The sequence below is a fragment of the Citrobacter sp. R-1.5.2 genome, assembly GCF_035064245.1.
Classification (GTDB): Bacteria; Pseudomonadota; Gammaproteobacteria; order Enterobacterales; family Enterobacteriaceae; genus Citrobacter.
Genome location: NZ_JASEYC010000003.1, coordinates 449,477 through 461,461 on the forward strand (window position 1 = coordinate 449,477; position 11,985 = coordinate 461,461).

Genomic DNA, 11,985 nt, shown 5'->3' on the forward strand with positions numbered 1-11,985 from the left:
TGGATATATTTATATTACGAGATATGGTGTTAGTGTCAAATTAGCTCTTTAGCTCTGTTTCTCTCTTGGCAAGAAAATATCTTTAATGCAATCGTGGTTTATTTCGGCGGTTTTTTAACCTGTTTTCTCGTAGGTAATTAATTTTTATTATTCGCTGTTTTTTTGTCCTTCAAGTAATAAGTTTTCATGAAAGTTAAACGATCACCATTAAACATATAGTCTGGATTAATAAAATAATAGTTTTGTATCATGGTCTCAGCAATAAATTTCTTGTCAGCAAGTTCTTTCATACCCTTGAAATAAGTAGTTCTTGATATTTTTACGATATCTTGATCAACGATATCGAATGACATTAATATCGTGTCTGTATCTTTATTATCCCTGATAGCAAGATAAAGTATCTTGAACACTTTTTTACCGGAGGAAGACAAACCTTCAATAGCTGATACACCATCAACATAAAGTTTCACAAACTGTGTCTTGTCTACTTCCATTGACTGAAAGAAACCACCATGTCCAACCTGTTCTCCTGTATTTTCATTTACTAATGCTAATCGATCTTTTCCTGTAGTAATACGTCTGACGCCAGTTTTTGTATGTAGACTTGTATCATTAAGAAATGGATTTTTAGTATGACGTGGGAGACCTCTTCTTGATTTCTTTACTTCAGTTTGTATCTTATTTTCTATCATGGCATTTACTCCTTTATTTTTTAGTTATATATTTAAGTAAATACTATATTTTGCGTGCAAGTCAATAGTTAAAGTTTATATTTTTTAAAATAACTAACACTTAATGTGTTTACTGTTGAAACTTGTAGTGCCACAGCATATATATAAATAATACTTTATCATTTTTATTCGAGAATAGTTATCAACTTAAGTACCGGGATTCAGGACTTTAACTCCCGGATGTCGGTACTTGGTTTTAAGCTATAGCTGGCCTGAGAGCATTTTTCTTCTTCATTATTCAATTAGCGAAGCTGAGAACAACTATGCAGAGGTACTTTGGGGTACAGTTCTACTTTTTATTTCATTGGTTTCTTCTCTTCAATTTATATCTCAGCAAAGTGATTGTTTCAAACAATCACTAAGCGCTGCTGATATCTTATTAAAGTTGAAATTGTTTCCCATTTACCTCATAGCGGCTGTCGCCGCAATTCTTCATGGATAAATCCATCATCAACAGGGATGAACCCTGTTCCAGCAATGTGATTGTTCAAAACAATCACGAAGTGCTGCTTCTGAAAATATAGTTTTCCAATGTGTTTAAGAGCAAATGCCATATGTCGAGAATAAGATATTATGTGCAGGCACATGGTCGGTTTTCGATATTAGTATAATACTTTGAACATTAAATCTCATTTCATATCAGTGTCAGGGCGTAGCCGTGCGGTAGCACATGAGCATTAGCTCATAAGATAAATATTTTTTTCAAACAGAATGATAACAAAGAAGTAATCAATGCTGCGCATGGTGAGTTAAATTTGATTTTACTCAGTGATAAATGGTATTTAATTACATAACAGACAAAATAAGGAAGGCGTGTAATGAAAAAAATAAAAACAATAAGTATCTTTAAATCAAATGAAAACATCCCTTTTATGACGTGTATCGTAAACGATATAGAAGAAAGTAAAAATGGAATAAAGCTTATTCTGGAAAACGGCGAAAGCATCAATATTAAAGATTACGGTTATTTCTTCCTGTCAGAGGGCGAAGGCGATTTGGACAGGGAGCGAATGGTAAGTAGTTACAGAAGGTTGATTTCTGAACTCAGTCAGATCAGTGAAGAAACCGTAAAATCATTAATGTTCTGACCTGAACATCCCACTGCTGCTGTTATGATATTAACTTCATGAAAGATATTACTTTTTAAGTAAAACCAGAAATCGGTAAGTGATAAAACTCGTGCGGTATCACCGAGCAGCAGGGGTATAAGCTATGCCATGTCGGCTTAGGTCAAGTCTGTGACATTTTCCTCTGCTTCAGATCGCTGTAGACAGGTTTTGTTCCACCTATAAAAGTATCAGAACAAATCATGTGTGCTGCTTCATTCCTTATCCCTTGATCATTTAGCTAAAGCAGGCCAACTGTGGCTATCGAACATTTCCCATCACTCCCAATCAATTGATACAAAAGATCGATAAATCACTATTGATAGGTTTAATCGATTGAAAGCTGATTATCGATCGATGTTTTAATTGTTAGTATCGATCGATAATCATTGTTTGATAGTTTTAAGCTATCATTTGTTTTGTATCGATCGATTTAAACGATATGACGAACAACAAAAATAATTCAATCCTATCAATTGATTAGAAGATGATTCCTGATCTGCGGGCAAGAATACTTGGATCGGGCGAGACAAATCGGACTAAATCTTTGAGGAATAAATGAAAGGACATAACTTCTTACCACTGGTGGTCTCTCTGGCATTTCTTACTGGATGCCAACAGCTCAACGATGGCGTGAATAGCGTTAACGGGGCAATTAACTCTTCACTGTCATCATTGAACAGCACCGTTGATAAAGCGCTGGGGGTTACAGCTTCCGGTCAGGATAGTGGTCCAGCAACGTCCATTACTGGTCTTGGTGCTGTCTGCAAAGACCATGAAGAAAATCCGATGGCAGCAGAAAAGAAATGGACTGGCAAAAGGATCGCTATCACCAATGCCACTGTTCTTGAAGTTACGAAGGGCAGAAGTGCCAGCGATATGATGACGGGTATGCCCAAAACAGCCCCTAACTATTACCTGCTCTTTAAAACAGCCGATACAAGCTACTGCGGCGGGATGGTCTGGCTGGATTACTACTCTGGTATTGATGATGCCGTTCTTACCTATAAGAAAGGCCAGAAAGTCAGTGTCACCGGAACGGTAAACAATTTCGAAGTCCGCGGGTTCGCTACCGTCAACAACGCAGATATGCCAGTTCGTCTGGTTGTTCTGAGAAACGGCACTATCAACAAATAAATCTGGGGTAACATCATGCGTAAAATTTTACTCGCTGCAGGTATTGCTGCTCTTTTATCTGGCTGCGGTGAAAAAGGCGACTTTGAGAAAGCGATCAACACGAAAATATCGCAATCAAAGCTGTGCTACTCACTGCAGGACAACGACATTGTATTCAACAAAGGTTTTCCGATTAAGGTTAACCTTAGCTACCGTTCTGCCGGATACAGTGCCAGTGATGAGATCCTTAAAGGACTTGTTGAACAAGGGCTGCTCACTGTTTCACAACAGGCAAATGGCTTTAGCAGTATCGATGTTCTAGAAGTAACAGATAAAGGCCAAGAGGTTGAGTTTTGGGACCGTGAGAAAGGTGCCTGTGTCGGTCATCGGGAAGTTTCTGAGATAAAGGAGTGGACTGAACCGGGAAACGGTAATCAGAAAGTTGTTCGCGTGTCTTATACGTGGAAGTTGACGGATGTTCCTTCTTGGGTAGACAAAAAAGCGTTCTCCAGCGTCAAGGGTATGAATGAACCTGAAGAGAGCATGATTAATCTTGTTAAAACAAGCAATGGCTGGAAAGCGATCTAAGGTGTCTATCATGGAAAACAATACAATCCAGTGTCCGTTTTGCCTGAAAGAGAGCCAGCGCGGTGTGCATGTCTGCACCGGCTGCATGGCGACTGTTTTATATGGGGCTTATCCGCAGTGGTATGCTTTCGTGGTTATATTGCTTACCTTTGGCATGTCAATTCTTATCGGAATGTCTACAGGAATTGCGGGGGCTACTATCAGCCTACCAATAATTGCGGTTATTGGATTTGTCGCTGGTAAGGTAATTTTCTCTGATAATGTTGTTTTCAGGCGAAGAATGTAATATTAAATCATAATTATTTAAACCACATCCTTCACAATGATGTGGTTTAAAATCTGCTATTTTGCAGAGCTAATCATTATAATTCTAGCATTCATAATGATAGTTGTATTTATCAACGTGTAATATTTTGCTTATCAAGAAAAATAGCACGATTCATACCTGCGCGTTCAAAGATTGCAAGGTTAAGTAAAAACGCTTCAGACCGAACAGTATCGCAAGAAAGAAACAATGAAACAGGATCCCCTGAAATCGTTAACATAAAACAAAGATTATTAAGGAGATTTATCAATCTAAGGTAGTTTCCTTTTGTATAGTATTCCGTCATGAAGCCATGAAGTATACTGTGTCGATTTAAATTACTTATCCCTGTATCATTCTGTGTATTTTGATAAAGATGTTTTTCTATATAGTTTCTACCATTTAATGCAATCTGGTATCTTTCTTCAAATCCGGAGAAGAATTCTTTGGAGCTAATGCAAATAGGTTTCCAGTCATAATCACGGTAGACATAGTCATTAATGTAGAACTTTAGCCATGCATCATAAATACTAAGTAAAAATTTAGTTCCCACATTTTCAGGTTCATCTAGTCCAAGCCTAATACCTAACGATCGAATAATGCTTTCAATACAAGGTAGGAGAGTAGTTATTGCTGAACGGTATAATCCGAGACAATATGTCTCTGTTGTTTCTCTTATCTGTACTAAACATTTTTCGAGAACGGGAAATTTTGTGTAGTGTTCTATAACTAAAAGTGAAAGCACTTCAGGAGGGAACATTGATGTGAGAGAACGTTCACCTGCCAGTATTTTCATATCTCGACTTGGCGCTTTGTTTATTTGACCACAGTGGTGTGAAATAATACCGAGTGATACATAATTGGGAAGGATTATCTCAGCTTCATTTAATGTTTCACCCATAGCTTTTATAAGCGTATTCTTTGATCTATATACTTCAAGTTGTGGGATAAATGCCTTGTATTCTTTATAGCAAACACAGAAGCCATGAAGATTGTTCATAGTGTTTGTAATCGCTGTCGGATGAACAGAAAATTCACCAATGCCCAATTTCTCATTCAGTATAGCATTCAGGATTTCAATGTTATCGCATTTGTTGTTCTTTCTTTTAAAAGTGCGGTGGATTTTTCTGAATATATTATCGATGTTATTTTGCATTGCAAGTTAACTTCCTTTGAAAATAATATAAAATCTACCACTATCCATCAGGATAAACTAGCTGAAATCTTAAATATAGACATCCTTCTGTGTCTGGCTGGGTTTGTTTACGATTTTTTTGGATGCAGCTGGTTATGTTATGTGAGTCACTTCTGGGTTAGAATTTACTCGCCATAGGTGAATCACGTTGAGCAGTTGTGGCAGGCCCTGCACGACACAATAACACGAAATCATCAGTGTCATTCCATGTGGCAGTTGCTGAAAAAAGTTCGCCATTTTATGGAAACCGCCAGCCCATTCCCCGGAGGTCGACATGGACTCGCAAAAGTGTTGTGGTATTAGGCGCAGCTATTTAGGATATACTCGTTGTCGAAATTTCTAGTGTGAGGAACCGCTAAAGTATTATCGCATAATGCCGATACTGATGGTGTAGATTAGCAATTTAAAAGGATTATGACATGGATATTACGTTTTCCGATGCTCAAGTACTTAACAGTTTGATGGGGCATTCTAACTTTGTTCAGTTGACATATTCTGTTTCTGATTTATGGTTAACTTCTGATTCTGTAGTTGTATATTGTTCTTCTTTTCAAATAGCAATTCTTCGCAATGATAATAATAACGTCATCAATGTTATTAACTTAAGATCAAGTGCTTGTGTAAACAGAGAAACGATTATAGTTCCACCAATACCTCTCATCACAACATGTCTTCAAAATGAACTATCAGTAACTAGACCATTTAATATGTCGTGCAATGAGTTTTTTGATGCAAGTAATAATAGAAAACCTCTGGGGGGATATATATCAATCCAGTAATCATGCTTGTATACACATCGTGTAGAGAAGACCGATAATAAAATTGAAAATGGTTACTATAGTTGTAAATTAAATCCCCCTCCCTTATATAGACAATGCGAAGAGGGGGGTTATTGGTCCTAAAATTCTTCTTTGGAAAACAATACAATCCAGTGCCTTTTTGCCTGAAAGAGAGCCAGCGCGGTGTTCATGTCTGCACCGGCTGCATGGCTAGTGTTTTATATGGAGCCTTCCCCGGCAGGTATGCTTTCGTGATTGTAGTATTGTCCTTTGGCCTGTCTATACTAATTGCAATGTCTAAAGGAGTGGCGGGAGCTACTATGGGTCTACCTATAATTTTTGCTGTAACTTTTATAGCTGGTAAGACTATCATCTCTGACAATGTTGTATTCAGAATAATAATGTAAATTATATTAGCTTTGATTTGCCACGTTTACATTTATTTTAAACGTGGCTTTTTAATTGGATAGTCGGAATGTAAATAATCAGATACCTATGGCAAGTTTTTTGAGATTATACATTACTGTAGATTTTTCATCATTTGTTATTTGTGGGTTAAAGACTGGCTCAAGTCCTCTGATTTGTACAGGCGCATAAAATTCCTCATATTCAAGCCATATGCAATCATTTACTTGAAAAACAACTGCGTAAACTTTATTACTGAACCTTTCAAATAAAACTGGTTTGTCATTACGAAAGAAATCTAGGGATTCATGTATTATTACCGACGCTTCATGCGTGGCATATGAACAAATTGAACTTATCATGTTTCTGTTTGAGCAGCAGTTATCAAAAATCTCTTTCTTACTTAGATGAATATTTTCAAAACTCTCCATATACATTTTTAATGTATTATTTGCAAAAGATTTTATCCGTTCTTTGTTGCAGACATTTGTTGCATTAATTGCTGAAAAGCCTTCGGATGCTAATCCGGTATTTATTCTTTTCTCAACTTGTTCGAGTGATTTTTTTAAATTAGCTCTAACCGAGTTCTTGCTTCTGCTATGTAAGTATTTACATTCTATTGCCACTTTATTATCAATGATAACATCGCAGATAGTTTTCATATCAACTTTTGCAGAAGTGTCATGGCCCTTAGCAAATCGAATTGCCATCGATAACTCGTAGAACTTATCATTGTAATTATGACTTCCATCATTTATATTTTTCTCACCTTCTATAATTTCAATTAGATCAGATGTATTATATTGTATTTTACAATCTTTTGTGAACAGATAATCAAGTTCATTAAATCTTGTAACTAAACCAAATAATTCAAGTAAGTCATTATCGCTTAGAGTGGATGTATTTTCGTTTATATACTTATTAAGTAAATCGTAATAGTATCCAAATTTAGTATTCATTATATTAGAGTTTTTATTTCTCTGTATTGAAGCTTCCTGTAGACGACATATTAGGTTATGAAATCTTTTAAGGATTTGATCTCTGTGGTGAACATTTTTCACGCCCATAATTATTCCTTTTGCAATATATATAACAGTTATTTATTTTACTTGTTTTCTTAGTTAAGGTAAAGATAAACATGTAATACACAATGCTGTAGTGTTGATTTTATTGATTATTTCCGAAAAGATTTAATTAGCGACCTTTAATTACAGCGATAATATTTTTGCTTTAATTTTGGGGTGCTGGTTTTTACATAATGTTTTGAAGACGTGGATGGAGTGAGATCTGTAAGCATCCCGGCAAACCGGACCATTCATTTTCAGAGCTCTTCTGAGATACTGATTATGTCCTCTGAGGAGATCACCATGCGCAAAGCCTGATTCACTGAACACCAGATTATCGCCGTTCTGAAGTCCGTCGAAGCCGGACGTACCGTTAAGGATGTCTGCCGTGAGGCCGGTATTTTAACCCTGTTCCTGCCCATATAGGGGGGATGCAGCGCTCAGCTAGCTTCTGGTTTTCAAACTGTTCCGGGCAGAGTCCCCTCAAAATGATCTACTATTTGGCACAGCTATTTAGCAAAAAATCAATTAAGATTAATATCTTGAGAGCACTACGTGTGATTCACATCATGGTTATATGGAGTGGTATATGATTATAAAGAAAACATGTACAAATGATAGTTTCATTGAGCAACTATTGAATGGATGGATTCAGGCAAATCAACGCTATGTCGATCTCTTAGGAAAGAGAGATTGTTGTTGGTGGTATAACGAACGGACGAATGTGAGTGTACTTGCTGGTGCTGCATGGTCATTAGGCTGGGCTGCAATTGAAGAATACCCTTCAAATAAAAGAATGAAGGGCTGTCTTCAGGAAGATACTGATACCAGTAAAGGTCGTGTTGATCTTTACATTACAAATAAAAATGATGATGTTGCTATCGAAGCTAAACATGCGTGGTACAATCTTGATAATATAAACGAAAGTAATGTTATTACTAATTTTAAAATGGATGAAGCACGTAGTGATGCTAATCGTTTGGTAGGGCAGGCCGATCGCCATTTTTCAGCAACTTTTGTTGTTTTTTATACTAAGACAAATTCACAAGAAACTACTATTGGAGATCATATCGATGATCTGATCAACAAAGCTATAGAGAACGTAAAAACAAAGACTATTTCATATGCATATCTCATTGATACGGATTCTATGTTTAAAAATGCTTTGGGGTGTTATTATCCAAGTGTTGCATTGATAATGGAAGAAATTTAATAACAATGGTTAATGTTGGGTTTTTATTAATTGGTTCACATTTTAGGGGTAAGTAATTAATATGGCTTTCACATCTGTAGCTATAGTTTCTGGTACAGCAGCATTAGCATCAACTCTTTTTAAAGAGAAAGAATTAAAAGCAAAAGAGATCATTGAGTTATCAAAGATACCTCAAGAAGAAATTAATCTCAGCCCTCAATTGATAATTGTGCAGAATGAAATTAATTCACATATTACTGGAGTTAAAGATGTGCGCTTTCATAAAGTATTGCTAGAAATCATGGCTAAGAACAATAAGCCAGTAGGCTATTTTTCTAAACTCAATGGCAAGTTGAGTTTTATTACTCCAAATCATATCTCAATTGAAGAATGTCCATCTTTCAGCCGCAAGTTTTATAACTACATTAGTAATAATGAAACTTTGTTTTCAAACTTCATGCATATCGCTTTCATTTTAGTAGCACTTTCTTTGAGTATTGATACTGCTCAAAATGGAATTACACCTATAGAAAAAGCATTATCTGTTCTGTTGGCTGCTATTTCAGGTTTTATGATATTTAACTGGTTTTCTTTAATGAGTATTATTTTTAGAAATGGTACTAACAAAACGAAAACTCATGAATATAAGGTTTTGTTTGAGGAATATGCTGATATGAAAAAGGAGTGACTATTATCAATCATAAAGAAACCTTGCGTTGCAAGGTTTCTTTATCACATTATTCACAATGTTGCAGAACCAATTTGAGAAAATATGAGGAAGGAATTTATCATTTTTCTGATAATATATACGATACATTATGATTTATGTGGGAATAAACTGTGATTATTTCCACTCAGGAGGAAAACCCGGAGGTCTTAACTTCGGCTCTAGCGGTTTCCTATCAGCTGCTGGTGTTGGTATATAGTCCAGATCGCTATCAGTAAGTTCGCGCTGTGGACGACTTGGAAAGCGCCTGATCTCCTCTTTGGTTGGACTATAAGTGTCACTGTTAAATCTGGCACGTCTTTCATGCTCAGCGCGTGGGACGTAGATGCCTTGAACTTCATCAAAGACATAGTTTTCAGCGATACGCTTATCATGTTCAGCATCAACTGAAACAGGGGACGGTTTCTTTCTGGCCCAGACGAATTTCTCTTTTATGTATTCGACTACCAACAGCGTGAAACGCTTAAACACACCGCTCTGACGAGGTTCAACTTTCTTCCTCTTAACTTTAACAGGAGCGCGTTTGAGTGCTTTTGCCGTTGAAGAGGATAGGGTTTTCAATTTAGTGTGTGTATGAGGTACAGGGGCAACCAGAACAGGTTTCTGCAAGCCTGTAGATGAAGCTCTACCTGTGTTATCCGGGAGAACAATTTCTTCCGGTTCAGCCAGTGCATGAACCCTAAAGCTGGCAACATCAACAACGATGTCTAATGGCAGATCTTTAAAGGCAAAGTAGGCTTCCCCAGCTTCTTTTTTTAGCTCATCTCGTATAGCTTGCTCTGTAGCACGTTGTTCCTGAGCTGCAACAGTTCCCCAACGGTCACGAGGGATATGAAGTATTGGATCGCGGTTTGTTTCAATAGCTTTAGCAAGCCAGATAGCTTTCTCTTCATTGGTAGCTGCAACCGTTGCCTGTTCAAGAGCTTCCTCATACTGAACCCTGATAGAACGGTGATCAACGCGTTCATCACGACCATACAGTTCAAGGAAGCTATTACAGATGTCCTGCCAGCCTTTACGCCAGTTATCGAGCGTTTCAGGCTTGTCCCACTCACGGACCTTTTTACCAAAGCCGGTAGAAAGAACCTCACGGGTGGTTCCCATTATATGGATATGTGGGTTATGACCATTGATATCGTGGATAACAACATCAGCAATGATGCCTTGCTTGGTAAAGTGCTCAAGAACAAAAGCAGCAGTGAGTTCAATGCTCTGTTCTGCTGTTAGCTCGGCAGGGAGGGCAATTTTAAACTCTTTGGCAAGACGGGCATCTTTTCTCTTCTCTGAGGCTTCAACAGCATTCCAGAGTGTTTCACTGTCAACAATCAGGTGAGGTGGGGTATGTTCAGGTGCAAAAATCTGCGCAAAGGCAAGGTCCTTTTTATGTGCTGTTTTACGACCGCAAATTTCACCCGTTCTGTTATCGAAGAAAATTTTACGGTGACGATATGCAGCAGAGTTAACCGAAGACTGGCCTTCGCCTCTGCTGATGTTCTCCATTTTGAAACTGTATATCGCCATCCAAATATTCCTCAATGCCAAATGCTGCTGTTCGTTTTACGTAAGGAAAACGCCGGGGTTGACGTTGACCTTGATTTTGTTTCCGAAGGAAACGGTTTTAGCCTGCGGCAGGCAACCGTCGGTAGACCCCACGGCATTAGAGCGAAGCGATAATGCGTAAGTGGGCATTGCTTTATTTTTTTATCGCCATAAATGGCTCAAAAAATAACAACAATGTATAAGGCTTACCCTTATTAATTAATACTAAATATATGAATGACTGTAAAACATACCGCCGAATTAAGCGGCGCAATATGGATGGGCGGGCGAAGTATTCCGCGATATTATACGGATTGGGCTTTGATAGCGTCCGTAGGACAAAAAGAGTGTTATTTCATCCCGCCGTAAGGCGGGGAAACACTAAAAGACATAAAGCGGATAAAAATAGTGGTAGTTTCCCCTGTTGCACAATTCACTGGTGAGGGTAAGAAATTAGAGCGAAAAACCGGAAGGTGAAATGAAAACCATTAATAAACAAAAATAAGTAACGCGGAGAGAGTCGTTTAAAAAATTAGTGTGTGCTAGCATACGAGTGTACTATTATTCAACTTCTCTAAATCAGACTTGATCTTATGTCTGAGATAGCTTAATAATATCGCCGTTGATTGGTATCAACATAGTATCAGGAAAGTTACTTTTTTATGGTGATAAGTATGCAAGAAAGTTGGCAGTTTTTGGTAACCACAGTAATACCTATCTTAGCTTTAATGACTGCTATCAGTGCTAGAAATGAAGCAAAAAAAGCGAATCGAATTGTGACAGAGGCTCATAAGCGGAACGAACTTAATCAGTATTACCCCTCATTGAAATTCAGTTCGGAAATTATTGATGAAAAGATTCATCTTGTGATTGCAAATGCATCAAATAGTAATAGTGCGTCTTTAGGAAAAATACGATATAATATTTTTTTACAATCTGGTGATTACAAGTTTGATAAAGAAGGATTCATTGAATTAGATGAGGTTATTAATTCCAATTCAGAAAAGAAAATTCCTTTTTATTTATTGAACGAAAATGTGGAAGGGATTAACTCTATTGTTTTAAAAATGACCAGTCAAAAAGCAGACGCTGTTTCTATACGCTTGAAAGCATGGTTAGACTATAAACCAACAATATATGAGGGTAAAGAGGTCGTGGAATATTGGTGATGCTGCCAACTTACTGATTTAGTGTATGATGGTGTTTTTGAGGTGCTCCAGTGGCTTCTGTTTCTATCAG

At 37.3% G+C, this 11,985-nt stretch carries 12 protein-coding genes and 3 pseudogenes; 11 read left to right on the top strand and 4 right to left on the bottom strand.

The window, feature by feature from the left end; all coding sequences use genetic code 11:
• Positions 1 to 137 precede the first annotated feature (137 nt).
• The gene (locus QMN38_RS09040; protein ID WP_123268206.1) at positions 138 to 692 is read right to left on the bottom strand and encodes a replication/maintenance protein RepL; all 555 of its coding nucleotides are present in this window, start codon (positions 690 to 692) and stop codon (positions 138 to 140) included.
• A gap of 857 nt (positions 693 to 1,549) precedes the next feature.
• Here QMN38_RS09040 and QMN38_RS09045 point away from each other — a divergent pair.
• The 4 genes from QMN38_RS09045 (at position 1,550) to QMN38_RS09060 (ending at position 3,827) form a co-directional block, all read left to right on the top strand.
• Positions 1,550 to 1,819 carry a hypothetical protein gene (locus QMN38_RS09045; protein WP_123268205.1) on the top strand — a complete coding sequence of 90 codons (270 nt, stop codon included), beginning with the start codon at positions 1,550 to 1,552 and terminating at the stop codon, positions 1,817 to 1,819.
• A 576-nt stretch (positions 1,820 to 2,395) separates the two neighbouring features.
• Positions 2,396 to 2,974, top strand: a complete 579-nt coding sequence (locus tag QMN38_RS09050) for a hypothetical protein (RefSeq protein WP_124021547.1) — start codon at positions 2,396 to 2,398, stop codon at positions 2,972 to 2,974.
• 15 nt (positions 2,975 to 2,989) lie between these two features.
• Positions 2,990 to 3,541, top strand: a complete 552-nt coding sequence (locus QMN38_RS09055) for a lipoprotein (protein WP_123268203.1) — start codon at positions 2,990 to 2,992, stop codon at positions 3,539 to 3,541.
• A gap of 10 nt (positions 3,542 to 3,551) precedes the next feature.
• On the top strand, positions 3,552 to 3,827 hold the full coding sequence (locus QMN38_RS09060) for a hypothetical protein (RefSeq protein ID WP_124021548.1): 276 nt from the start codon (positions 3,552 to 3,554) through the stop codon (positions 3,825 to 3,827).
• Between the two features lie 112 nt (positions 3,828 to 3,939).
• Here QMN38_RS09060 and QMN38_RS09065 read toward each other — a convergent pair whose 3' ends face one another.
• Positions 3,940 to 5,001 (bottom strand): hypothetical protein, encoded by a 1,062-nt coding sequence (locus QMN38_RS09065; protein WP_124021549.1) that lies wholly within the window; start codon positions 4,999 to 5,001, stop codon positions 3,940 to 3,942.
• A 177-nt stretch (positions 5,002 to 5,178) separates the two neighbouring features.
• Here QMN38_RS09065 and QMN38_RS09070 point away from each other — a divergent pair.
• The 3 genes and pseudogenes from QMN38_RS09070 to QMN38_RS09080 form a co-directional block, all read left to right on the top strand.
• A pseudogene (locus tag QMN38_RS09070) lies at positions 5,179 to 5,343 on the top strand (IS630 family transposase); the annotation flags it as partial.
• Between the two features lie 116 nt (positions 5,344 to 5,459).
• Positions 5,460 to 5,819, top strand: a complete 360-nt coding sequence (locus tag QMN38_RS09075; protein WP_124021550.1) for a hypothetical protein — start codon at positions 5,460 to 5,462, stop codon at positions 5,817 to 5,819.
• Positions 5,820 to 5,951: 132 nt separating this feature from the next.
• Positions 5,952 to 6,226: pseudogene (locus QMN38_RS09080) on the top strand (hypothetical protein).
• 78 nt (positions 6,227 to 6,304) lie between these two features.
• Here the strand turns inward: QMN38_RS09080 and QMN38_RS09085 are convergent.
• Positions 6,305 to 7,291, bottom strand: a complete 987-nt coding sequence (locus tag QMN38_RS09085; RefSeq protein ID WP_124021551.1) for a hypothetical protein — start codon at positions 7,289 to 7,291, stop codon at positions 6,305 to 6,307.
• A 300-nt stretch (positions 7,292 to 7,591) separates the two neighbouring features.
• On the opposite strand from QMN38_RS09085, the pseudogene QMN38_RS09090 reads away from it, so the two are divergent.
• From QMN38_RS09090 to QMN38_RS09100, 3 genes and pseudogenes are all read left to right on the top strand, one after another.
• Positions 7,592 to 7,690, top strand: a pseudogene (locus QMN38_RS09090) (transposase); the annotation flags it as partial.
• A gap of 187 nt (positions 7,691 to 7,877) precedes the next feature.
• Positions 7,878 to 8,501 (top strand): hypothetical protein, encoded by a 624-nt coding sequence (locus tag QMN38_RS09095; RefSeq protein WP_124021552.1) that lies wholly within the window; start codon positions 7,878 to 7,880, stop codon positions 8,499 to 8,501.
• A 61-nt stretch (positions 8,502 to 8,562) separates the two neighbouring features.
• Entirely contained in the window at positions 8,563 to 9,168 is a 606-nt protein-coding gene (locus QMN38_RS09100) for a hypothetical protein (protein ID WP_126320187.1), read from the top strand.
• Positions 9,169 to 9,324: 156 nt separating this feature from the next.
• Here the strand turns inward: QMN38_RS09100 and mobQ are convergent, their stop codons facing one another.
• Positions 9,325 to 10,728 (bottom strand): MobQ family relaxase, encoded by a 1,404-nt coding sequence (gene mobQ, locus QMN38_RS09105; RefSeq protein WP_286453035.1) that lies wholly within the window; start codon positions 10,726 to 10,728, stop codon positions 9,325 to 9,327.
• Between the two features lie 692 nt (positions 10,729 to 11,420).
• Here mobQ and QMN38_RS09110 point away from each other — a divergent pair.
• Positions 11,421 to 11,915, top strand: coding sequence for a hypothetical protein (locus QMN38_RS09110; protein ID WP_323604860.1), 495 nt, complete (start codon positions 11,421 to 11,423; stop codon positions 11,913 to 11,915).
• Positions 11,916 to 11,985: the final 70 nt, after the last annotated feature.

Bases quoted from the DNA above. Each gene is read 5' to 3' on its own strand.
- QMN38_RS09040 (WP_123268206.1), bottom strand. From the start codon at position 692: ATGATAGAAAATAAGATACAAACTGAAGTAAAGAAATCAAGAAGAGGT.
- QMN38_RS09045 (WP_123268205.1), top strand. From the start codon at position 1,550: ATGAAAAAAATAAAAACAATAAGTATCTTTAAATCAAATGAAAACATC.
- QMN38_RS09050 (WP_124021547.1), top strand. From the start codon at position 2,396: ATGAAAGGACATAACTTCTTACCACTGGTGGTCTCTCTGGCATTTCTT.
- QMN38_RS09055 (WP_123268203.1), top strand. From the start codon at position 2,990: ATGCGTAAAATTTTACTCGCTGCAGGTATTGCTGCTCTTTTATCTGGC.
- QMN38_RS09060 (WP_124021548.1), top strand. From the start codon at position 3,552: ATGGAAAACAATACAATCCAGTGTCCGTTTTGCCTGAAAGAGAGCCAG.
- QMN38_RS09065 (WP_124021549.1), bottom strand. From the start codon at position 5,001: ATGCAAAATAACATCGATAATATATTCAGAAAAATCCACCGCACTTTT.
- QMN38_RS09075 (WP_124021550.1), top strand. From the start codon at position 5,460: ATGGATATTACGTTTTCCGATGCTCAAGTACTTAACAGTTTGATGGGG.
- QMN38_RS09085 (WP_124021551.1), bottom strand. From the start codon at position 7,291: ATGGGCGTGAAAAATGTTCACCACAGAGATCAAATCCTTAAAAGATTT.
- QMN38_RS09095 (WP_124021552.1), top strand. From the start codon at position 7,878: ATGATTATAAAGAAAACATGTACAAATGATAGTTTCATTGAGCAACTA.
- QMN38_RS09100 (WP_126320187.1), top strand. From the start codon at position 8,563: ATGGCTTTCACATCTGTAGCTATAGTTTCTGGTACAGCAGCATTAGCA.
- mobQ (WP_286453035.1), bottom strand. From the start codon at position 10,728: ATGGCGATATACAGTTTCAAAATGGAGAACATCAGCAGAGGCGAAGGC.
- QMN38_RS09110 (WP_323604860.1), top strand. From the start codon at position 11,421: ATGCAAGAAAGTTGGCAGTTTTTGGTAACCACAGTAATACCTATCTTA.